Genomic DNA, 21,263 nt, shown 5'->3' on the forward strand with positions numbered 1-21,263 from the left:
CCGGTTTTCTTTTAGAGCGCCTCGGCGCCCGAAATAATTTCAATCAGCTCGTTGGTGATCACGGCCTGACGCGAGCGGTTGAACTCGATGGTCAGCTTGTCGATCATCTCGCCCGCGTTGCGGGTCGCGTTGTCCATCGCGCTCATCCGGGCACCCTGTTCGGAGGCCCCGTTTTCCAGCAGCGCTGCAAAGATCTGCGTTGCGACGCCGCGCGGCAGCAGGTCGGCCAGAATGGCCTCTTCGCTGGGCTCGTAGTCATAAACCGCAGAACTGGTCGCAGCCGCGTCTTCCGTGGCATCGAACGACGCCGGGATCACCTGCTGGGCTGTCGGCACCTGGGTCACAACGTTCACGAACCGCGCATAAAAGAGCGTCGCAACGTCGAATTCCCCGGCATCAAAGCGGGCCAGAACGTCCTTGGCGATGTCCTGCGCATTGGCATAGCCAACACGTTTGACGTCGCTCAGATCCACGTGGCCGACAAAATATTCTCCAAGGTCGCGCTTCATCGCGTCCCGGCCTTTTTTGCCGACTGTCAGGATCTTGACAGTCTTACCCGCCGCCTTCAGCGCCTGGGCTTCCACCCGGGCCAGCTTGGCGATGTTGGAATTGAAGCCCCCGCACAGCCCGCGTTCGGCGGTCAGCACGACCAGGAGATGAACCTGGTCGCTACCGGTGCCGGCAAGCAGTTTGGGTGCAGAATCGCTGCCACCGACAGATGCGGCGAGCCCGGCCATAACGGCGTTGAACCGTTCGGCATAGGGACGTGCATCTTCGGCGGCCTCTTGGGCGCGGCGCAGTTTTGCGGCCGCGACCATCTGCATGGCCTTGGTGATCTTGCGGGTCGATTTGACCGACGCGATCCTGTTTTTAAGGTCTTTAAGGTTAGGCAACGCCTGATCCCCCCTTAAGCGAAGTCAGCTGCGAACGCGTCCAGAGCTGCTTTGATCTTGTCGGCTGCATCACCCTTGATCTTCGGGTCTTCGTTGGTGATCCAATCCAGCAGGTCCTGGTGCTTGCTGCGCAGATGCGCCAGCAGGCCAGCCTCGTAACGGCCGACTGCTTTCACGTCGACTTTGTCGAGGTAACCGTTGGTACCTGCAAAGATCACACAAACGATCTCGGCGTTGGTCAGCGGTGCGTACTGCGGCTGTTTCATCAGCTCGGTCAGGCGGGCACCACGATTCAGCAGCTGCTGGGTCGCGGCGTCCAGATCGGAGCCGAACTGTGCAAAGGCTGCCATTTCGCGGTACTGAGCCAGTTCCAGCTTAACCGGACCAGCAACGGATTTCATTGCATTGGTCTGAGCCGAGGAGCCCACACGCGACACCGACAGACCGGTGTTCACAGCAGGACGGATGCCCTGGTAGAACAGTTCGGTTTCCAGGAAGATCTGACCGTCGGTGATCGAGATCACGTTGGTCGGAATAAACGCGGACACGTCGCCGCCCTGGGTTTCGATCACGGGCAGCGCGGTCAGCGAGCCGGCACCAAATTCTTCGTTCAGCTTCGCGGAACGCTCCAGCAGGCGGGAGTGCAGGTAGAAAACGTCACCAGGATAGGCTTCACGGCCCGGCGGACGACGCAGCAGCAGCGACATCTGGCGATAGGCGACGGCCTGCTTGGAGAGGTCATCATAAACGATCAGCGCGTGCTTGCCGCTGTCGCGGAAGTATTCGGCCATCGCGGTCGCGGCGTAAGGCGCCAGGAACTGCATCGGAGCCGGTTCGGACGCGGTTGCGGCAACCACGATCGAGTATTCCATCGCACCGGTTTCTTCCAGCTTCTTCACCAGCTGGGCCACGGTCGAGCGCTTCTGGCCGATCGCGACGTAAACACAGTACAGTTTCTTGGATTCATCATCACCAGCGGCGTCGTTGTAGACTTTCTGGTTCAGGATGGCGTCCAGCGCAACGGCGGTTTTACCGGTCTGACGGTCACCAATGATCAGCTCTCGCTGGCCACGGCCAATCGGGATCATCGCGTCAACCGATTTCAGGCCGGTTGCCATCGGCTCGTGAACCGATTTACGCGGGATGATGCCCGGTGCCTTCACGTCGGCAACCTTGCGCTCGGATGCGTTGATCGGACCCTTGCCGTCCAGCGGGTTGCCCAGACCGTCGACTACGCGGCCGAGGAGCTCGGGGCCAGCGGGAACGTCCACGATGGAGTTGGTGCGCTTGACGGTGTCACCTTCTTTGATGTCACGGTCGGAGCCGAAGATAACGATACCGACGTTGTCGGATTCGAGGTTCAGCGCCATGCCCATGATGCCGCCGGGGAATTCGACCATCTCGCCGGCCTGGACATTGTCGAGACCGTAGACGCGGGCAATACCGTCACCAACGGACAGCACGCGGCCAATTTCTGCCACCTCGGCTTCTTGACCAAAATTCTTGATCTGGTCTTTCAGGATCGCAGAAATTTCTGCTGCTTGGATACCCATTTATCCGACCTCTTTCATTGCGTTCTGTAGGGAGTTGAGCTTGGAGCGGATCGAGCTGTCGATCATCTTCGAGCCCACTTTAACGACAAGACCGCCAATGATGCTTTCATCGACGGTTGCATTGATCACGACCTTTTTCCCGGTGCGTTCGGCCAGTGTCTTGGCCAGCTTTTCGCTCTGGGTCTTGGTCAGCGCCTTTGCCGATGTGACATCGGCGGTAATCTCACCACGGGTTTCGGCCAGGCGTGCGCGCAGAGCCTCAAGCAGCGCAGGCACCACAAACAGGCGGCGCTTTTCGGCCATCAGCGACAGCGCATTTGCCAGAACCGGGGCCAGGCCCATTTTCTTGGCAATTGCGGTGATCGCAGCCCCCTGCTCCTGACGCGACACCAGGGGTGACGTGATCAGGTCGCGGAGATCTTCACTATCCGCCAGAGCGGCAGACAGGTCATTGATGCTGGTTTCAAGGCTATCAAGCGCCTTGCTCTCTTCGGCGATCTCAAAGATCGCGGTGGCATAGCGCGCGGCAATGCCTGCGGAGATCGAAGCTGGTTCGGACACGTCCACCCTTCCGATATTGGCCCCGGTTGGCTAACCCTTGCAGGTGGCGTCCGGGGGCGTGAGGTCTCCCCACAATCTGGTGGGGCGTCAAAATCAGCGTGGATGTAGCAGAGCGTTGGCAACCTATCAACTGCCTTGGACAGCGAGGTAAAAAAGGAAGTTTCAAGCGTTTTCAAGTGATTAGGCAATAACACTCGATGAAACGACAGAACATGCGTCAAAAAAACCGACTTTAGGCGTCAATTTTGCGATTCCAAATCAGCAAAAATCACGCCCTGAGGACAAAAAAACCTCCAAACCGTCGAAAACGAGCACTGAAAGCGCGATTTTGAACCATATGCGGGGAATCAAGCACCAGAGCACCCGAAGCCGCCTTCCGCAAGGTCACCCTGCGCCACCTGCCAAAGATTAAGAACCGCCTATTTCATAGCCTCTCATCGCGCCCCATTTTGCGCCACCTGTCCAGCCCGCAGACGCCGCGACGCGGCGTCGTTTGCAGGCGACCTGCCGTCACCCTGTGCATACGCCGCAAACGACATCGACGACCGCCCGGACGCATCCGCCCGCCCTTGAAATCGCCCCCGTCACGCCGGTTCGGGCATCGGATTGGACAACCCTTCCAGCACCCGGATCGGGTTGGGACGGCGCAGGCGGGTCATCTCGCCGCGCTGGACATGCACTTGCTTGCTGACCTCCACCAGAAACGCACCGCCCCCCAGCATCGCCGGAAGACGATCCCCCATCCGCTCAAACAAAGGCCCGGACTTCAGCCAGAAGCGGCGCTGACTGGGCGGCAGATAAAGCGCGGCTGAGTGCCGCTCGACGGTGAACTGATGCAGGCGCAGCTGATTTTCCACCTGGCTCAGCGTATAGGGGCGGCCAAAGCCAAACGGGGTCACATCCGAGCGCGCCCAGAGACCGGCACGGTTGGGCACCACAAAGACGGCGCGCCCCCCCGGTCCCAGCACCCGCCAGCATTCCTCCAGCAGATGCGACGGCCGGTCCGAGGTCTCCAGCCCGTGCAGCAGCACCAGCCGATCCACATGCCCGGTTTCAATCGGCCAGGAGGTCTCTTCGCAGAGCACCGAAACATTGGGCAGCCCGGCCGGCCATTGCATCACCCCCTGCGGCCCGGGCATCAGCGCAATCACCCGCCGCGCCTCTGCCAGATAGGGGCGCAGCAGCGGTGCCGCAAACCCAAACCCCGCGACCGTCAGCCCGGCCGCCTCGGGCCATAGTTCCAGCAGCCGACCGCGGATCGACGCCTGCGCCGCCCGCCCTAGGGTGCTGCGATAGTAGAAATTCCTCAGATCCTGAACATCAACATGCATTGCGGGCGTCCGTTGCTTGGGCCAATCTGAGGCCAGTCGCCGTCAGTTTACCCATCGAGAAGCGAATGACCATGCCCCTTGAAATCGTCACCCTGCCCTGCCTGTCCGACAACTATGCCTTTTTGCTGCACAATGCCGCCACCGGTCAGACCGCGCTGGTTGATGCGCCGGAAGCGGAGGCCATCAAGTCGGAGCTAGACAGGCGCGGCTGGGGGCTGGATCAGATCCTGCTGACTCACCACCACTGGGATCATATCGACGGGGTCGCCGACCTGCGTGCATCCTATGACTGCCAGATCGTCGGCGCGCGCGCCGATGCCCATCGCCTGCCGGATCTAGATCTGGCGGTGGCCGAGGGAGAGACCTTCAGCTGCCTCGGCGAGGAGGTCCATGTGCTGGATGTCTCCGGCCATACCCTCTGCCATATTGCCTTTCACCTCCCGGCGTCCTCAGCGGTTTTCACAGCCGACAGCCTGATGGCGCTGGGATGTGGCCGCCTGTTTGAAGGGACTGCCGACCAGATGTGGCAGAGCCTGCAGAAACTCGCCGCCCTGCCCCGCGACACCACGGTCTATTCCGGCCATGAATACACCCAGTCCAATGCCCGCTTCGCGCTCACCATCGACCCGGACAACCCGGCTCTGCAACAGCGCTGCGCGGCGATTGATGCGGACCGTGCAGAAGGGCGGCCAACAGTCCCGTCACGCCTGCAAGAGGAGCTGGACACCAACCCGTTCCTGCGGGCCCATCTCGACAGCGTCAAGGATGCCCTTGGCATGGGCGGGGCGCCGGCGACCAAGGTCTTTGCTGAAATCCGGGCGCGAAAGGACAAGTTTTAGGCGCCCCGGCTGCCGTTTCACGGCACAGTCACGAGAAATGTGACAAGAAATTGCAAGAAAGAACTTGAAGCCGGGCACGTATCAACCAAACTCTAATACTATCAGGACATGGTTGGACTGTGGAAGGCTAGGCATCCGTCCCACAGCCTCAACGCCAACCCAAGACCAAGAGGAGCACGCCCGTGCCTTCATTCTCGAGCACTTTGGAACAGGCCATTCACGCCGCGCTTGCGCTGGCAAACGAACGGCGTCACGAATTCGCAACCCTGGAGCATCTGCTTCTGGCCCTGCTGGATGAGCCGGACGCGGCCCGCGTCATGCGCGCCTGCAGTGTCGACCTCACCGAATTGCGTGCAACCCTTGTCGAATTTGTCGATGAGGATCTCGCCAATCTGGTCACCGACATCGACGGCTCCGAAGCGGTACCGACCGCTGCCTTCCAGCGCGTGATCCAGCGCGCCGCCATCCATGTTCAAAGCTCCGGCCGGACCGAGGTGACGGGCGCCAATGTGCTGGTCGCCATCTTCGCCGAGCGCGAGAGCGACGCGGCCTACTTCCTGCAGGATCAGGACATGACCCGCTATGACGCGGTGAATTTCATCGCCCATGGCGTGGCCAAGGATCCGGCCTTTGGTGAGTCCCGGCCCGTCACCGGCTCCCCCGAAGTCGAAGAAGAGCCCCAGCCCACCACCGAGGGCGACAAGAAAGAGAGCGCGCTGGCGAAATACTGCGTCGATCTCAATGAAAAATCGCGCGAGGGCGACATTGACCCGCTGATCGGGCGCAGCCACGAGGTTGAGCGCTGCATCCAGGTTCTGTGCCGCCGCCGCAAGAACAACCCGCTTCTGGTTGGCGATCCCGGCGTTGGCAAGACCGCCATCGCCGAAGGTCTGGCGCGCAAGATTGTCGCCGGTGAAACGCCCGAGGTTCTGTCGGAAACCACCATCTATTCGCTGGATATGGGCGCGCTGCTGGCGGGCACCCGCTACCGCGGCGATTTCGAGGAACGTCTGAAAGCCGTCGTTACCGAGCTGGAAGATCACCCCGATGCAGTTCTGTTCATTGACGAAATCCACACGGTGATCGGCGCAGGCGCCACCTCCGGCGGGGCCATGGACGCGTCCAACCTGCTGAAGCCCGCGCTTCAGGGCGGCAAGCTGCGCACCATGGGCTCCACCACCTACAAGGAGTTCCGCCAGCATTTCGAGAAGGACCGCGCGCTGTCCCGCCGGTTCCAGAAAATTGATGTGAATGAACCGTCGGTCGAGGATTCCATCGAGATCCTGAAAGGGCTGAAACCCTATTTCGAGGACCATCACGGCATCCGCTTTACCAGCGATGCGATCAAATCTGCGGTGGAGCTCTCCGCCCGCTACATCAATGATCGCAAACTGCCGGACAAGGCGATTGACGTCATCGACGAGGCCGGTGCCGCACAGCATCTGGTGGTCGAAAGCAAACGCCGCAAGACCATCGGTGTGAAGGAGATCGAAGCGGTTGTCGCCAAGATCGCCCGCATCCCGCCCAAAAACGTCTCCAAGGACGACGCCGAGGTGCTGAAGGATCTGGAGCGCTCGCTGAAACGGGTGGTCTTTGGTCAGGACAACGCGATCGAGGCGCTGTCCAGCGCCATCAAACTGGCCCGTGCCGGTCTGCGCGAACCGGAAAAACCCATCGGCAACTATCTCTTTGCAGGCCCCACCGGCGTCGGCAAGACAGAGGTCGCCAAACAGCTCGCCGATACGCTGGGTGTGGAGCTTCTGCGGTTTGACATGTCCGAATACATGGAGAAACACGCGGTTTCCCGCCTGATCGGTGCGCCTCCGGGCTATGTCGGTTTTGATCAGGGCGGGCTGTTGACCGATGGTGTTGACCAGCATCCCCACTGCGTGCTGCTGCTGGATGAAATCGAGAAGGCGCACCCGGATGTGTTCAACATCCTGTTGCAGGTCATGGATAATGGCCAGCTGACCGATCACAACGGCCGCACCGTGAACTTCCGCAATGTCGTGCTTATCATGACCTCGAATGCCGGCGCATCCGAGCAGGCAAAGGCCGCCATCGGCTTTGGTCGTGATCGCCGCGAAGGCGAGGATACAGCCGCCATCGAACGCACGTTCACCCCGGAGTTCCGCAACCGTCTGGACGCGGTGATCTCCTTTGCACCGCTGCCCAAGGACGTCATCCTGCAGGTGGTCGAGAAATTTGTCCTGCAACTGGAAGCCCAGCTGATGGACCGCAATGTCTCGATCGAACTCACCCGCAAGGCGGCAGAATGGCTGGCTGACAAAGGCTACGACGACCGCATGGGCGCGCGTCCTCTGGGCCGTGTCATTCAGGAGCACATCAAGAAACCGCTGGCGGAAGAGCTGCTGTTTGGCAAACTCTCCAAGGGGGGCCTGGTCAAGGTCGGCATCAAGGATGGCAAACTGGATCTCAGGATCGAAGGCCCGGCCAAGCCTCGCATCTCGGGGGACAGGCCGCCGCTGCTTACGGCCGAGTAACAGCAATGCGTCTTTTGCCCCTGGCATTTCTCTCCTCGCTCGCCGCGCCCGTCGCGGCGAGCGATCTCGTTCTGGACTGGCCGGTCGATTGCACCCTAGGCGACAGCTGCCAGATCCAGCAATATGTCGATCGCGCCATCGGACCGGCGACACAGGATTTCACCTGCAATCCCCTCACCTATGACGGCCACAAGGGTACGGATATCGCCCTGCCCTATCTCAGCGACATGGAGGTCGGCGTCACTGTCTTTGCCGCGGCGGATGGCACCGTGGTCGGCAGCCGCGACGGGATGGAGGACCGCTATTCCAGCGGGCCGGACGACCCCGCGATCGAGGGGCGGGAATGTGGAAACGGGGTTCTGCTGCGCCACGGCGGCGGCTGGGAAACTCAGTATTGCCACATGAAACGTGGGTCCATCCAGGTCAGCTCCGGCGACAGGGTCACGGCCGGCACACCGCTTGGGGAAATCGGCCTCTCCGGCAACACCCAGTTTCCCCATCTGCATCTTTCCGTGCGCAAGGATGGTATCACCATAGACCCCTTTGGCCCCCGGATGGAGCAGGGCTGCGGTGCCGACATCGGCGCGCCGCTCTGGGCCGAGGAGATCACCTATCAGGCCGGCGGCTTTCTGGGCAGCGGCTTTGCCGACCATGTTCCGAAATTTGCAGCGATCAAGGCCGGGATCGCCGATCAGTCGCCACTGGCAACCGGCAGCGGCGCAATCGTGTTCTGGGCCTATGCCTTCGGCGCCCGCAGCGGTGACCAGCTGGTGCTGCGTATCGACGGGCCGCAGGGCACCCTGCTGGAGCAGACAGAACCGCTGGAAAAAACCCAAGCGCAGCTCTTCCGCGCCGCGGGCAAACGGATCCGTGGATCGGGGCTGCAACCCGGCCGCTACATCGCAACCGCGACACTGCTGCGCGACGGCCAGCTCGTAGATGATCAGCGCCAGGAAATGACGGTGAAATAGGGCTTCACCGACACGGCGGGGCCAAGCCCTCTTGGCCTTGCCGCTCTCAGCGGCTAATCTGCTGCCACGGTCGGCAGACACCGAGGCGTCGCTGCTCCCGCATGGGAGAGCTAAACCTGCCATATCACCGAACGGTTTCCATCGCAGATGGCGCCGCGTCGTCAGGACAGCGACCAACGACCCGCACAGGCGCCGATTGGATGCAATATGACCCGAAAACCGCTTCCCCTACAGGTGGATGACCTGTCCCATTTCTCCCGCGCCCTGTCCCGGCAACTGGGCGAGGCCAGCCCCTCGCATCTGACACTGATGAACATGCTCGCCCGCGCCGCCGGTTTTCAGAACCTGCAACACCAGCGCGCCATACAGGCAGCGGCCCGACGGCTGACGAAAACCACAATGGCGCCGGCGGCTGATCATCGGCTGATCGAGCGCACGCTGGGCCATTTCGATGATCAGGGGCGGCTGCTGCGTTGGCCGTCAAAACGCGCCGTGCAGACGCTTGCGCTGTTTGGGCTCTGGTCGGTCTTTCCGGCCGACAGGGCGTTGCAGGAGGCGCAGGTGAATGCGCTGCTGATCGGCGAACATCGCTTCAGGGATCCCGCAACCCTGCGGCGCACCATGATTTCCTGTGGATTGCTGACCCGGCAACGCGATGGCAGCGACTACAGGCGTATCGAACAGGAGCCCACCGCCGAAGCCAAAGCACTGATTTCGCGACTGGCAGCCCGCCGCAAACAGCGCACCCAGGCAGAAGCGCAGATCACGCGCCGGTAGCACCGGCAATGGCACCTCAGCGCTCGGTGAATTTCAGCTCGATCCGGCGGTTCTGCGCCCTTGCAGCCGCAGTCGGGGCTGGATTCACCGGCTGATATTCACCAAATCCATTGGCAGACAGGCGCTCGGGCGGGATGCCCAGCGCCTGCACCATGTAGCGCACCACCGACAGCGCGCGGCCCTGGCTCAGCTCCCAGTTATCGGCAAATTTCGGGTGCACCCCCAGCGGGGTGTCATCGGTGTGCCCATCAACCCGGATGATCCAGTTGATTTCCGGCGGAATGGCCGCTGCCACGGTCTGCAGGATCCCTGCGACCTTGGCGATTTCAGCCCGCCCTTCCAGCGAAAGATCGGCGCTTCCGGGGGCAAACAGCACTTCCGAGGCAAAGACAAAACGGTCGCCTTCGATCCGCACCCCTTCCTGATTACCCAGCACATCGCGCAGCCTGCCAAAGAACTCTGAACGATACTGCTCAAGATCCTGCGCCTTGGAGCTGAGCTGCTCTGCCTCAGCCTCCAGTCGCTTGCGCTCACTCTCTTCCAGAAGCCGACGTCGGCGTTCCTCGGCGGCGGCCCGGGCCAGGGCAGCGTTCAGATCCTGACCAAGGTTCTGCATCTGCACCGACTGTGCTGCATCACGGGCTTTGTAATCGTCCAGCAGAGCCTGCAAACCGCCAAGCTGTTCGCGCAGGGCGGCGACCTGCTGGTTCAGCAGTGCGGTCTGACGCCGCGCCTCCTCGGATATGGCCTGCTCGGCGTTCAGGCTCTCGCGGGCCTGTGCCAGCAGGGCGGCACGCTGCTCTGCAAGGCTCGCCAGCTCGGCGCTTTCGGCGGCCTGATCCTTGCCGTCGCTCAGGGCCGCCAGCAATCGCTGCTGCAACAGATCCCGGTCCGCAGCAGCTGCATTGGCCTGTTCCAATTTGCCCAGCGCCTCCAGCAGGCGCTGTTCCAATTCGGCCTGCGCCGCCGTGGTGGTTTCAAGATCCGATTGCGCGGTGTCACGGCTCTGCCGCAGCCGGTCCAGCTCTTCCTGCAATGCCGCGACCTCGCTGTCGGCGCGTGTCTGTGTGGCATCGAGCTGCGCCAAGACACGGGTCAGACGCTCGGCCAGAACATCCCGGTCCGCGCTCGCTGCCTGTGCGCTGTCGAGCGCGTCCAGAACCTCGGCCAGCCGCGCATCCAGCTGGTCCTTGGCCGTTTCAGCAGCGGCAAGCAATGTCAGCGTATCCTCGGCGGCCTGCCGCTGCGCCTCAAGCGCGAGGGTCATGGCGGTCAATTCGGCATCCGCATCTTGCAGCCGGTTGCGCAGCGCCTCGGCGGCAGCCGCCTCCGCAAGGCGCGCTGCCTCGGCAGAGGTGAGCTCCGTTTCCAGCTGCTGCGCCGCTGCCGTGGCATCCGCCGCCGTAGTCTCCAGATCGGCAACCAGTGCCTCCAGCGCCTCGCGTTTGGCCGCAGCCAGCCGGGCCGCCTCCGTCTGGGCGTCGATTTCACTGCGGCTGGCAGCCAGCGCCTGCGAGAGCGCGTCACGCTCGCCTTCCAGTTCAGACTGCGAGGCCTGCAACGCCGCGCGCTGTGCGGTCAGATCACTGATCGTGGCATTGGCCTCCTCCTGGCGAAGCAACAGCTGCGCAACCTGCGCCTCAAAATCGCTGATCTCTCCGCGCGCCGCCGACAGCTCCGCCTCGGCAGCCTCAAGTGCGCCCTGCGTGGTGCCGAGCGTCGCCGACAAGGCGCCAAGACGGGCCTGCAACTGGCTGTTGGCCCGCTCCTCCAGCCCAAGCGCATCCGCCAGCGCCCCGACTTCCGCGGCCAGCTCATCCAGCTGGCTTTCCTGCCCCGAAATCGTCTCGCGCAGCACAAATTGAACCACCATGAAGATGGTCAGAAGAAACATCAGGACCAGCAACAGACCCGTCATCGCATCCACGAACCCCGGCCATATCGAGGCCTGAAAACGCTGTCCGGTGCGACGTGACAGGGCCATCGCTTAGTCCTCGGAGCCGCGTGCGGTGCGACCCAATCCACGCGGTCGGGCAAAGGCCTTGACCAGGAGGTCGATATCCTTGCGCAGCTCCGCCAGGCTCTCCTGACGGCCGGCGGAGATTTCTTCGAGGATGCGCAGCATCTGGACGTCGATAGAGCGCAGCCGCATCCGGCTTTCGGCATCCAGCCCGACGTCGCCATGGGCGCGCATCAGTTCGGTCAGGGCCTCCTGCCCCACTGCGACCCGCTCCAGCGCCCGGGCCGTGCCTTCGGTTTGGTCCTGCCGCCGGTTCATATCTGTAATCGCATCCACCAGCTCGGACAGTTTCTGATCCACCCCGGCGCGGGCTTCGGAGGTTTGCACAAACATCGACTGCAACGCGTCCATCTGCTCGGTCATGCTGTCCAGCACACCTGCAAGTGCCGTGTTTTCACCGCCGCCTGTCTCCTCGCCTGAAGAAAAGCTGACGCGGGTAAAAGACGACAGCCATTCTTCAAGCTCACGGTAGAACCGGTTCTGACCATGGCCTGCGAACAGCTCAAGCAGCCCGACGATCAGCGATCCCGCCAACCCCAGCAAAGACGAGGCAAAGGCAACGCCCATGCCGCCCAGCTGCGCCTCAAGCCCGGTCATCAGCCGGTTGAACACTGCGATCCCTTCCTCACCTTCCTGCGGGGCGAGGCTGCGGATGGTATCGACCACCGCTGGCACCGTGGTCGCAAGACCATAGAACGTCCCCAGAAGGCCAAGGAAAATCAGCAGGTTAACGATATAGCGTGTAATTTCACGCTCTTCGTCGATCCGGGTCGCAACGGAATCGAGGATCGAGCGGGTCGAGGATGAGCCAAGCTGCATCCGCGCGCCCCGCGACCGCAACAGTGACGCCAGCGGTGCCAGCATCGACGGTGGGCGAACATCCTCTCTGGCGACCCCGGCAGCGAAAGCCTCGATCCAGCGTACCGACCCGATCAGTTGCAGCACCTGCCAGAAACAGGCCATCACGCCGAAAACAAACACCAGACCGATAAACCCGTTGAGCCAGGGGTTGGCTTCAAACACCGGCAAAACGCGCGGCAGCGCCACAAAGGCCCCGAACCCTGACAGCCCGAGAGCGATCAGCATCATGATAATCTGGCGTACCGGTTGGGAAAACTGCGGTCTGCTTTCGCGGTCTGGCTGCGCCATAGCTGTGGCTCCTGACACTTTTTTTTGGTGCTCTTGCAGAACCGGAGCCTATAGGCAAATCCTCAAAAGAGCCAAGGCTTTATGACGCAAGATCCCGCACACGCGCCGCAAGCCAATCCAAATCAGCGTCGCGCAGCCCGATCTCCGCCAGATGCTCGGCCGTATTGAACAGATATTCGGTATTGGGGCCACGTCCCCCAACCGCTTCGGCAATGATCTGCGCCTGAGTTTCGAGGCTAATGCCGCCGCAATATTGGATATGATCGGGATCAATCACATAGGTCACGGCGGTAACTTCCCCGCCGCTGGCCAGCTGCACCGTCAGATCCTTCTCCACATAGGCCGAGGAAATCAGCTCCCGCGCCCGCAGTTCCAGCAAGGTCTGCTCTTCGTGGCCAGCCTCGACCGCCAGCGCGATTCCGGTACAGGCCGCCCCTTCGATGGCATCCAGCGCCAGCACAAGACCGGGTTTCTCCTCGCTGCCGCGATGATGGATCGACTTCATGCAGAAGGACCGCGCATAGCCCGGCAGGGTCGCAACTTCGCGGCGGGCCACCGGAAAACCTGGATTCCACAACAAAGATCCGTATCCAAATACCCACATGGTCATGACGCTGGCCCTTTTTTGATCGCGGTCTATAAACATCAAATCCCACGTCCAGAAAAGAGGCCGAATGATGATCCGTTGGACAAAAATGCTGCTCATTTCGGTCTCCGTCTGGAGCCTTTACTGGGCGGTTGCCGCCTGGGGCCTGCGTCAGGGGCTGGATGGCTGGTTTGCCGAGCAGCAGCGGCAGGGTTGGCAGGCCGATTATGCCACGCTGCGCACCTCCGGCTATCCACTCTATCACCATCACCGGATCACCACCCCGGCCCTCGCCGATCCGGGCACCGGCACCGCATGGCGTGCCGATTGGCTCGACATCCGCAGCCTTGCACTCTGGCCCGGCACCGTGACGCTTCTGCTGCCGCCGACACCACAACGGTTCTCCTATTTCGACAGCACCGCGATCCTGCACGCCGAGGGGCTGCGGGCCGAGCTGCAACTGGCACCGGGATCCGCGCTGGACCTGGAACAGCTGCACATGATGGCCAGAAACTGGACGATACAGAGCAATGGCAAACCCGAGCTGAGCGGTCAGGCGGTCCTGCTGGAGATGACGCGGACCGATGCGCAGAACCACTACCAGATCCACGCCGATGCGCAGGGTGTGTCCCCTCACCCGCTGTTGCGCCAGCGGTTAGCGGCGACCGAGGGGCTTCCCGAGCGGCTGGAGACGGTCACGCTCGACATGAATGTGGGGTTCGACACCAGCTGGAACCGCAGCGCGATTGAGCTGCGCCGCCCGCAGCCGCGCCAGATTTCGCTGCATCTGGCCGAGGCCCGCTGGGGCCCGATGCGCATCAAGGCGACAGGCGAGCTGCGTCTGGATGAGACCGGCCTGCCAGAGGGCGATCTCGCGCTTCAGGTTGAAAACTGGCAGGACATCCTGCAAATGGCCGAAGCCTCAGGCAGCCTGCACCCGACTGCGCGCTCCGGGATTGAGCGGGTTTTGCGGGTCTTTGCCGGGCTTGGCGGCAACCATCGCGACCTTGATCTGCCGCTGACTTTGCGCTCCGGCTATGTCACACTCGGTCCGCTGCCGATCGGTCCAGCGCCCCGTCTGATCCTGCGCTAGCGGCAATAAGGACCACCGCGATGGCGGGCGACGTCCAGATGGAAATGATCCAGATGGTACCGGTCCGAAAGCGGCCCCAGCACGGTGCCAAACGGGCCACAGGCACCTTTCCACATCTTCCGCAGCCCCTTGCGCGTGGCGCGCGCGGTCCAGCCTTTCAGCACCGTGATCACCTTGCCGCTCTCCAGAACGAAGCCCGAGATATCAATCGCCTTGGCCCGACCATGTTCTGAGATCTTTGCGCCCGGCCGGTTGTTCCGGGTGCGGCAGGAATAATGCGCCGCCACCCTCAGGGCCACCACCTTGTCACGCCGGCCAAAGGCCTTGACCACATCCCGCTCCACCCATTTCTTGAGCGCGCGGGCGGTGTCGCAGGTCATCACCGACTGCTGGCTGAGCGTCACCCCGGCAACCGAGCGCACCCGCACCGCATTCTTTGCGCCGCAGCCGTTCAGACGCCCCGGTACGGCACCCACCTCTGCTCCCTGAATGTCGATATCACCGCAGACCGAGGTCTTGCGGCGTTTGCGTTTGCCGAACAGGATTTTCTCCGCCAGATCGCCGGGCCGCAGATGCGGACGCAGAGAGGCCTCTGGACCGGTCGGCATCATCGGCAGGCGCAGCGCAGCCATGGCGACGGCCTGTTCAGACGGCGGTCGCCCTTGCGGGCGCAGATCCGATGAAACGGTGACCGCAGCAGCGGCGGGCGTCGGCGTCAAAGCGGCGACAGCCGCCGGATCCGGGCGCGCATTGGGCCGCAGCGAGCGGTCAGGCGCATTGGCCGCAGTGGCCCCGGCGCTGACGGCGATCATGACGATCAGCCCGGCTGCCGTCGCAACCGCTTGCGCCCCCGACCGCCAGCCGCGCCTCATGACTTGGTCTCGCGGCCGAAGTTCGGCGCCGCCGTGTCCTGCCCGGCCTCGATAATGCCCCGGCGGATGGCCCGGGTGCGGGTGAAATACTGGTGCAGATGCTCCCCATCCCCGGTGCGGATGGCCCGTTGCAGGGCAAACAGCTCCTCGGTGAAACGTCCCAGAATTTCCAGCGTCGCATCCTTGTTGGTCAGGAATACATCCCGCCACATCGTCGGATCGGAGGCGGCAATTCGGGTGAAGTCACGAAATCCCGCAGCCGAGTATTTGATCACCTCGCTATCGGTCACCCGGCGCAGGTCATCAGCCACGCCAACCATCGTATAGGCAATCAGATGCGGCGCATGCGAGGTCACCGCCAGAACCAGATCATGGTGATCCGCGTCCATCTCATCGACGTTGGAGCCCATCCCCTCCCAGAGCCGGCGCAACCGGTCCACCGGGGCGCGCTCGCAGCCCTCTACCGGCACCAGCAGGCACCAGCGGTTGTCATAAAGCTCGGCAAACCCGGCCTCGGGCCCGGAATGTTCGGTGCCCGCCAATGGGTGGGCCGGCACGAAATGCACCCCGTCGGGGATATGCGGCAACACCGCGTCGATCACATGGCGTTTGACCGACCCCACGTCGGAAACCGTGGCACCGGGTTTCAGCACCGGTGCAATCTCCGCCATCACAGCATCCATCGCCCCCACAGGCACACAGAGCACGACCAGATCAGCGTCCTGCGCTGCCTCCGCAGCCGTCTCGCAGACACGATCACACAGGTTGATCCGGCGCGCGGTGTCGCGGGTCTGTGCGCTGCGGGCATAGCCGGTGATCTCGCCTGCCAGCCCGCCACGGCGAATGGCATGTGCCATGGAGGAGGCGATCAGGCCAAGACCAATCAGCGCGATGCGGTTGTAGATCGGCGCGCTCATGCCGCGCCATCCTTGAACGCCTTCACAGCCGCAACCAGTTGCTTGCATGCGGTCTCATCGCCCACGGTGATCCGCAGCGCTGCGGGCAGCTTGTATCCGCTCACCCGGCGCACGATCAGCCCGCGCGACTGAAGGAAGGCATCGCAGGCGCCCGCTTCTTCCGGGCTGGCAAAGCGCGCCAGAATGAAATTCGCACAGGAGGTGTCTGAAGGCACACCCAACTCCGCCAGCGCCTCGGCCAGCCAGCCGCGCCACCTGGCGTTTTCCTGACGGCAATGTTCGGTATACTCCGTATCCCGCACCGCTGCCTCCGCCCCGGCAAGAGCGGTGGACGACAGATTGAACGGACCGCGCACCCGGTTCAGCACGTCAATGATAACTTTCGGCGCATAGCCCCAGCCGACCCGAGCGCCACCCAGCCCGTAGATCTTGGAGAAGGTGCGCGTCATCACCACATTGTCGCGGCTGGCCACCAGCTCGGCCCCGGCGTCATAATCTTCGACATATTCCGCATAGGCGCCATCCAGCACCAGCAGTGCCCCCCGTGGCAGACCATCGGCGAGCCGGGCCAGATCAGCGGTGCCGATCATCGTGCCGGTAGGATTGTTGGGATTGGCGATGAACACCAGCCGCGTGCGCTCGCTGCATCCGGCCAGCAGCGCATCGACATCGGTGACGCGTTCGCGTTCCGCCACCTCGACCGGGGTCGCCCCGGCCGCCAGGGCGCTGATGCGATACATGGCAAAGCCATGCTCGGTGAACAGAACCTCATCCCCCGGCCCCGCATAGGCCTGACAGAGAAAGGTGATAATCTCGTCACTGCCCGCCCCGCAGATGATCTGCTCCGCCGGCAGGCCGTAGACCTCGCCAATCGCCTGACGCAGGGCGCTGTGATCGGAACTCGGATACCGGTGCATCTGAGAGACCGCCGCCTGCATTGCCTCAATGGCTTTCGGGCTTGGCCCCAATGGGTTTTCATTGGAGGAGAGCTTGGTCACATTGCTCACCCCTTTCACATGGGCAGCCCCGCCCTCATAAAGGGCGATGTCCAATATGCCAGGCTGCGGCGCGATGTGGGTCATGGTAGATGCTCCTTGATGCCGCCTCGTAATAACCGCCTTGGCAGCAATGGGAAAGCGGCAAGACGCCTCTTGCCGGATTGCAATGTCCCGGTCCCGTCCGTTGGCTGCACTGAGTGATTGAACTCCGCCATGCCCGCCGCCATGATGGGGCCATGACCCATAAGCTGGATAACATCGACCTGGCCCTGCTGCGCGCCCTGCAGCGTGACGCCAGCCTCTCGCAGCGCGATCTGGCAGAGCAGGTCGGCCTGTCGCAGAACGCCTGCTGGAGACGCCTGAAAACCCTGAGCGAAAGCGGCCTGATGCAGGGCACCACCGCCCGTCTGGACCGCAAGCAGCTGGGGCTGGATCTGGTGGTCTTTGTGATGCTGCGCACACGTCACCATTCGGCGGAATGGTTGCAGACCTTTCGCCGCCATGTGCTGACCATCCCCGAGGTGGTCGATTTCCACCGCATCGGCGGCGATTACGATTACCAGCTGAAGGTCGTGACCGAGGATATGGCCAGTTACGACAAGGTCTACCAGCGCCTGATCGAAGGTGTCGAGCTGGACAGCGTCACGTCGTATTTCGCCATGGAAGCCATCGCCGAAGGACGCCCGCTGCCGCTATAGCCGCAGGCGCCCGCAACCGGTCACCGCTAATCCGCAGTCCTGTCAGCGGCCAAAAGCCTTGTTCGGCATCCAGGTGACACGGCTGCCCTTTGGCCCCATGCGCATATGCAGGCAGGAGGTATTCAGCCGCTGAAAATACAGCACATGGATCGGATACCAGCCGGCTTGCGGCACCTCCACCTGCTGGGCAAAGGTCTCCTGACAGGTCTGCCGACCATCGAATTTGCCGACCACCTTGCCGCCGATCGTCGCCCGGATGCCATCATTGGTGAGGAAATCAATCGTATAGATGCCCGGCGCATCAAAACGCACATAGCCACGGATGTCAGCCGCGACATGCTCCGAGCGTTTGGAGGTGAGGGCATTCTGCCCGATGCTGGTATCGCGATAGTCAAGCCCCTTGAGCGGCGGTCCGACCTCGGCTCCGGCCTCCAGCGCCTTGGCAGCGGCGCGCAGCGTCTTGACGTCGTCGGGATAGGCATAGCGCACCGACAGACCCGGCTTCAGCCCCGTCGGTTGCGGGTTTGCCGGGGTCAGGCGCAGGGGCGCCGCCCATGAGAGTGTTGCTGTGAGTGTTGCGGTGACAGCTGCCATTGCAGCCATCCCCAGAATACGGGTCATTTTCATCGTCTACCTTCCTGTTCATCACCTCTGAGCGGGCGTCTGCAAAAAGGATAGGTCCGCAAAGGGGCAGCTGGCAATCGCAAATGGCGGCAGCGGCGGGCGGCACCTGTCACCCCAGGCGATCACCAGTGACCCTCCGCTGCGGTAGCAAATGAAAAAGGGGCCGCCAGATGGCAGCCCCTTTCTGTCGTGTCCGGTTCGGACAGGACTTAGTTCTTGGCGTAGAATTCGACGACCAGGTTCGGTTCCATCACAACCGGGTACGGCACGTCGGACAGGCCCGGTGCGCGCACGAAAGTGGCGGTCATCTTGGAGTGGTCGGCTTCGACGTAGTCAGGAACGTCACGCTCTGCCAGCTGAACAGCTTCCAGCAGTGCGGTCATTTGCTTGGACTTCTCGCGAACCTCGATCACATCGCCTTCCTTAACGCGGTAGGAGGGGATGTTCACGCGCTTGCCGTTGACCAGAACGTGACCGTGGTTCACGAACTGACGGGCCGCAAAAACGGTTGCAACGAATTTGGCACGGTACACAACCGCGTCCAGGCGGCGCTCCAACAGACCAATGAGGTTTTCACCGGTGTCGCCTTTAACACGCTCAGCTTCGGCGTAGATGCGACGGAACTGCTTCTCGGTCAGGTCGCCGTAGTAGCCCTTGAGCTTCTGCTTGGCGCGCAGCTGGATACCGAAATCGGACAGTTTGCCCTTGCGGCGCTGGCCGTGCTGGCCGGGGCCGTATTCACGACGGTTCACCGGGGACTTCGGACGGCCCCAGATGTTTTCGCCCATACGGCGGTCAATTTTGTACTTGGCAGACGTGCGTTTGGTCACGGCTGATCTCCTTCAGTTTTGGTCGCACCCCAAAGGGCTGCATCGAAGGGCGTTGTCCTCTTGCTCCGTGTCGCGAAGGACCGGGTGATCCTTGCGCTCTTCGGGCATGACAGGCATTCCCTTGCGGGAGCCGCCAACACCAATGAAGCCGCGTGTATAGACGAGGGCGAGAGAGAGTCAACCAGCTTTTCCGCCCCTATCGCGCCTTGCCAAAGGCAGAGGGAAAAACGGCTCCGCCAGCCGCGCGGTCGCACGGTCTCAGCGCGCGGCCGACAGGCGGTCAGGCTGCTGCATGTCGCAGGATTGCCGCCTCCGGCTGGCTGAGATTGCGGCGCGCGAATTCGCCATAGCGCATCGCATCGACTTCCAGATCCGGCAGTTGCTGCAACAGCCGGGCGCGATCCTCATCGCGCAGCGCGCTCAGCGCCGCCTGGGCGGGGTGAAAGCTCTCCGTCTCGACCCCATTGGCCCACAGCACCTGATGCTCCGCCAACAAGACATGAATATAGGTGACCTCGCGCAGCTGCGTATCGACCGTAATCTCGCGACCATTGATCAGATCGCGCGCCGCAACCAGCACCTCGGGCGTGTTGAACAGGCTTTGCACATGCGGCCCCCGCAGCAGCATGCGATGGCTCGGCGAGACCAGCAGATCCGCATCGGGCCGCTCGATGCCAAGCGCCCCTCCCCTGATCCGCACCGGGCGCAGCTCAGGCGCGACGAACAGCCGTGCGCCGGTCATCCGCCGCGCGCCAATCCACTGGATCTGCTGGGCGCCGCTGTCGCGGGTCTGGATCCAGTCGCCTTCCTGCAGCTGTTCAACGGGTGTCGCCCCTGCAGGGGTGCGCAGCATGGTTCCGGGGGTAAAACAGATCACGCCGGTATGCGACCGCACATCGCGTCGGTCGCCTGTGTCCATCCGCACATCGACGACCCACAGATCCCTGTCGCTCGGAGGTTGAGAATCGACAAACATCAACAGCGGCCGCTGCACGGGCCCGACATCAATCAGCGTCACCGTGTAATTGCGCCGCCCGTCGGTCACCACGAAATAACGATCCCGCAGCACCGTCTCCGGGCGGTCCTCCTCCGGCCGGGCAGCCGGGCGGTCCCGCCCCTGCGGTCCGAGTTCGATCGCCAGCCCGACCAACCGGCGCACGGACCGCGCCGCGTTGCGCCGCAGATCCCGCTCCGCATCGCCAGGTTCCAGCTCCAGGAGATTGCCAGGCCCGTCGACCCGCAGCGGCGCCCCGCGCCAGCGCCAGCTTGCCCCGGCGGCCAGTGCCGACACCGGCGCCCCCGGCAGACCATCCACTTCGGTCTGCCCCCACGAAATGACGTAGGTGCCTCGAAAGCCTGTTTGCATATGCTCGACTGCCTGTCTCTGGCGGTATTGTTGTTAAACCAACGTTAACAGAAACCGCCCGCCCACAAAAGCCACATCACCAGAACGGTTCACAGTCCCTCGTCCTTTATGGTCAAAGAGATGCAGCCTACGATTTCAAGACAGCTCACATGAGGAAGGACGAAAGGGATGGTGGTTGTCGGCTGGCAGGACTGGGAGCGACAAGGGCTGGAGCATTGCGTCTGCCGTGAGACCCCGCAAGCGTTCTCAACAGACTGGCCTTGGCGAGCACTTCGCCCAAAAAAACGTTTTCCAGCGTCAACTGGCCTATCTTCGCGTGCAACGATTTGACATCGATCTCGGGCTCCTTCGACGCCTTCGGCTTGTCGTCAAAAAACGTCTGTCACGCGGCCTAGGGGCTGGTCTTTCCATTGCTCGACCTCGTTCGGATGAACGTCAAACTGCGTCGCCAATTCGCTCATCGCTTTGTCGCCCTTCAAAGCTGCCAATGCGACTTTCGCCTTGAATGCAGGGCTGTGGTTCCGTCTGGGTCGTCTGGCCATCGTCGCTCCTTCGTCCCGGCACGCTGCCGGATCAGGAGCGGGAAATCCACCTAGCTCAACTGTCCATATTTCTCGGGCCAAATCTGTGTTTCCACACATCCAGTGCTACGAACGCCAGAAGCGCCCCTTGGGGCGCCAT

General features: G+C 62.6%; 19 protein-coding genes and 1 pseudogene. 6 read left to right on the forward strand and 14 right to left on the reverse strand.

Features of this window, described 5'->3' with window-relative positions; translation table 11 throughout:
- Positions 1-11: 11 nt before the first annotated feature.
- The 4 genes from WLQ66_RS10515 to WLQ66_RS10530 form a co-directional block, all read right to left on the reverse strand.
- Positions 12-893, reverse strand: a complete 882-nt coding sequence (locus tag WLQ66_RS10515) for a F0F1 ATP synthase subunit gamma (RefSeq protein ID WP_340546253.1) — start codon at positions 891-893, stop codon at positions 12-14.
- A gap of 14 nt (positions 894-907) precedes the next feature.
- The gene (gene atpA / locus WLQ66_RS10520) at positions 908-2,446 is read right to left on the reverse strand and encodes a F0F1 ATP synthase subunit alpha (protein WP_340546254.1); all 1,539 of its coding nucleotides are present in this window, start codon (positions 2,444-2,446) and stop codon (positions 908-910) included.
- On the reverse strand, positions 2,447-3,007 hold the full coding sequence (locus WLQ66_RS10525) for a F0F1 ATP synthase subunit delta (RefSeq protein WP_340546255.1): 561 nt from the start codon (positions 3,005-3,007) through the stop codon (positions 2,447-2,449).
- 584 nt (positions 3,008-3,591) lie between these two features.
- Entirely contained in the window at positions 3,592-4,338 is a 747-nt protein-coding gene (locus WLQ66_RS10530; protein WP_340546256.1) for a class I SAM-dependent methyltransferase, read from the reverse strand.
- Positions 4,339-4,403: 65 nt separating this feature from the next.
- On the opposite strand from WLQ66_RS10530, the gene gloB reads away from it, so the two are divergent.
- From gloB to WLQ66_RS10550, 4 genes are all read left to right on the forward strand, one after another.
- Positions 4,404-5,177 (forward strand): hydroxyacylglutathione hydrolase, encoded by a 774-nt coding sequence (gene gloB / locus WLQ66_RS10535; protein WP_340546257.1) that lies wholly within the window; start codon positions 4,404-4,406, stop codon positions 5,175-5,177.
- Positions 5,178-5,359: 182 nt separating this feature from the next.
- Entirely contained in the window at positions 5,360-7,681 is a 2,322-nt protein-coding gene (gene clpA / locus WLQ66_RS10540; protein WP_340546258.1) for an ATP-dependent Clp protease ATP-binding subunit ClpA, read from the forward strand.
- A 5-nt stretch (positions 7,682-7,686) separates the two neighbouring features.
- Positions 7,687-8,652: a M23 family metallopeptidase gene (locus WLQ66_RS10545; protein ID WP_340546259.1), complete on the forward strand. Its 966-nt coding sequence runs from the start codon at positions 7,687-7,689 to the stop codon at positions 8,650-8,652.
- A 207-nt stretch (positions 8,653-8,859) separates the two neighbouring features.
- Positions 8,860-9,429, forward strand: coding sequence for a DUF2087 domain-containing protein (locus WLQ66_RS10550; protein ID WP_340546260.1), 570 nt, complete (start codon positions 8,860-8,862; stop codon positions 9,427-9,429).
- Between the two features lie 16 nt (positions 9,430-9,445).
- On the opposite strand, the gene WLQ66_RS10555 is transcribed toward WLQ66_RS10550, so the two are convergent.
- The 3 genes from WLQ66_RS10555 to WLQ66_RS10565 form a co-directional block, all read right to left on the reverse strand.
- Positions 9,446-11,413: a peptidoglycan -binding protein gene (locus tag WLQ66_RS10555; protein WP_340546261.1), complete on the reverse strand. Its 1,968-nt coding sequence runs from the start codon at positions 11,411-11,413 to the stop codon at positions 9,446-9,448.
- A 3-nt stretch (positions 11,414-11,416) separates the two neighbouring features.
- Positions 11,417-12,598 (reverse strand): biopolymer transporter ExbB, encoded by a 1,182-nt coding sequence (locus WLQ66_RS10560; protein ID WP_340546262.1) that lies wholly within the window; start codon positions 12,596-12,598, stop codon positions 11,417-11,419.
- 79 nt (positions 12,599-12,677) lie between these two features.
- Positions 12,678-13,208: a gamma-glutamylcyclotransferase gene (locus WLQ66_RS10565; protein WP_340546263.1), complete on the reverse strand. Its 531-nt coding sequence runs from the start codon at positions 13,206-13,208 to the stop codon at positions 12,678-12,680.
- Positions 13,209-13,275: 67 nt separating this feature from the next.
- On the opposite strand from WLQ66_RS10565, the gene WLQ66_RS10570 reads away from it, so the two are divergent.
- On the forward strand, positions 13,276-14,277 hold the full coding sequence (locus WLQ66_RS10570; RefSeq protein WP_340546264.1) for a DUF2125 domain-containing protein: 1,002 nt from the start codon (positions 13,276-13,278) through the stop codon (positions 14,275-14,277).
- On the opposite strand, the gene WLQ66_RS10575 is transcribed toward WLQ66_RS10570, so the two are convergent.
- From WLQ66_RS10575 to hisC, 3 genes are read right to left on the reverse strand one after another with little or no spacing between them, the layout of a single operon-like run.
- Positions 14,274-15,149 carry an extensin-like domain-containing protein gene (locus WLQ66_RS10575; RefSeq protein WP_340546265.1) on the reverse strand — a complete coding sequence of 292 codons (876 nt, stop codon included), beginning with the start codon at positions 15,147-15,149 and terminating at the stop codon, positions 14,274-14,276. The two genes, WLQ66_RS10570 and WLQ66_RS10575, sit on opposite strands and share 4 nt — an antisense overlap.
- The gene (locus tag WLQ66_RS10580) at positions 15,146-16,066 is read right to left on the reverse strand and encodes a prephenate/arogenate dehydrogenase family protein (protein ID WP_340546266.1); all 921 of its coding nucleotides are present in this window, start codon (positions 16,064-16,066) and stop codon (positions 15,146-15,148) included. Before WLQ66_RS10580 ends, WLQ66_RS10575 begins: the two co-directional genes overlap by 4 nt.
- Positions 16,063-17,148 (reverse strand): histidinol-phosphate transaminase, encoded by a 1,086-nt coding sequence (gene hisC / locus WLQ66_RS10585; protein WP_340546267.1) that lies wholly within the window; start codon positions 17,146-17,148, stop codon positions 16,063-16,065. The genes WLQ66_RS10580 and hisC overlap by 4 nt, the downstream gene beginning before the upstream one ends.
- A 152-nt stretch (positions 17,149-17,300) precedes the next feature.
- Here hisC and WLQ66_RS10590 point away from each other — a divergent pair, with 152 nt between their 5' ends.
- Positions 17,301-17,762: an Lrp/AsnC family transcriptional regulator gene (locus WLQ66_RS10590; RefSeq protein ID WP_340546268.1), complete on the forward strand. Its 462-nt coding sequence runs from the start codon at positions 17,301-17,303 to the stop codon at positions 17,760-17,762.
- Positions 17,763-17,804: 42 nt separating this feature from the next.
- Here the strand turns inward: WLQ66_RS10590 and WLQ66_RS10595 are convergent, their stop codons facing one another.
- From WLQ66_RS10595 to WLQ66_RS10610, 4 genes and pseudogenes are all read right to left on the reverse strand, one after another.
- Positions 17,805-18,389 (reverse strand): PA14 domain-containing protein, encoded by a 585-nt coding sequence (locus tag WLQ66_RS10595; RefSeq protein ID WP_340546269.1) that lies wholly within the window; start codon positions 18,387-18,389, stop codon positions 17,805-17,807.
- 206 nt (positions 18,390-18,595) lie between these two features.
- Positions 18,596-19,216: a 30S ribosomal protein S4 gene (gene rpsD, locus WLQ66_RS10600; RefSeq protein ID WP_072505221.1), complete on the reverse strand. Its 621-nt coding sequence runs from the start codon at positions 19,214-19,216 to the stop codon at positions 18,596-18,598.
- Between the two features lie 280 nt (positions 19,217-19,496).
- Positions 19,497-20,582 (reverse strand): Hint domain-containing protein, encoded by a 1,086-nt coding sequence (locus tag WLQ66_RS10605; RefSeq protein WP_340546270.1) that lies wholly within the window; start codon positions 20,580-20,582, stop codon positions 19,497-19,499.
- 260 nt (positions 20,583-20,842) lie between these two features.
- Positions 20,843-21,124 (reverse strand): annotated as a pseudogene (locus tag WLQ66_RS10610) (transposase); the annotation flags it as partial.
- Positions 21,125-21,263: the final 139 nt, after the last annotated feature.

The organism is Phaeobacter sp. A36a-5a (assembly GCF_037911135.1).
In the GTDB taxonomy this organism is placed as follows: domain Bacteria; phylum Pseudomonadota; class Alphaproteobacteria; order Rhodobacterales; family Rhodobacteraceae; genus Phaeobacter; species Phaeobacter bryozoorum.

What these genes read in the sequence shown, in the direction of transcription:
- atpA (WP_340546254.1), bottom strand. Translation starts at nt 2,446, where the DNA reads ATGGGTATCCAAGCAGCAGAAATTTCTGCGATCCTGAAAGACCAGATC.
- WLQ66_RS10530 (WP_340546256.1), bottom strand. Translation starts at nt 4,338, where the DNA reads ATGCATGTTGATGTTCAGGATCTGAGGAATTTCTACTATCGCAGCACC.
- gloB (WP_340546257.1), top strand. Translation starts at nt 4,404, where the DNA reads ATGACCATGCCCCTTGAAATCGTCACCCTGCCCTGCCTGTCCGACAAC.
- WLQ66_RS10545 (WP_340546259.1), top strand. Translation starts at nt 7,687, where the DNA reads ATGCGTCTTTTGCCCCTGGCATTTCTCTCCTCGCTCGCCGCGCCCGTC.
- WLQ66_RS10550 (WP_340546260.1), top strand. Translation starts at nt 8,860, where the DNA reads ATGACCCGAAAACCGCTTCCCCTACAGGTGGATGACCTGTCCCATTTC.
- WLQ66_RS10555 (WP_340546261.1), bottom strand. Translation starts at nt 11,413, where the DNA reads ATGGCCCTGTCACGTCGCACCGGACAGCGTTTTCAGGCCTCGATATGG.
- WLQ66_RS10560 (WP_340546262.1), bottom strand. Translation starts at nt 12,598, where the DNA reads ATGGCGCAGCCAGACCGCGAAAGCAGACCGCAGTTTTCCCAACCGGTA.
- WLQ66_RS10565 (WP_340546263.1), bottom strand. Translation starts at nt 13,208, where the DNA reads ATGACCATGTGGGTATTTGGATACGGATCTTTGTTGTGGAATCCAGGT.
- WLQ66_RS10570 (WP_340546264.1), top strand. Translation starts at nt 13,276, where the DNA reads ATGATCCGTTGGACAAAAATGCTGCTCATTTCGGTCTCCGTCTGGAGC.
- WLQ66_RS10575 (WP_340546265.1), bottom strand. Translation starts at nt 15,149, where the DNA reads ATGAGGCGCGGCTGGCGGTCGGGGGCGCAAGCGGTTGCGACGGCAGCC.
- WLQ66_RS10580 (WP_340546266.1), bottom strand. Translation starts at nt 16,066, where the DNA reads ATGAGCGCGCCGATCTACAACCGCATCGCGCTGATTGGTCTTGGCCTG.
- hisC (WP_340546267.1), bottom strand. Translation starts at nt 17,148, where the DNA reads ATGACCCACATCGCGCCGCAGCCTGGCATATTGGACATCGCCCTTTAT.
- WLQ66_RS10590 (WP_340546268.1), top strand. Translation starts at nt 17,301, where the DNA reads ATGACCCATAAGCTGGATAACATCGACCTGGCCCTGCTGCGCGCCCTG.
- WLQ66_RS10595 (WP_340546269.1), bottom strand. Translation starts at nt 18,389, where the DNA reads ATGAAAATGACCCGTATTCTGGGGATGGCTGCAATGGCAGCTGTCACC.
- WLQ66_RS10605 (WP_340546270.1), bottom strand. Translation starts at nt 20,582, where the DNA reads ATGCAAACAGGCTTTCGAGGCACCTACGTCATTTCGTGGGGGCAGACC.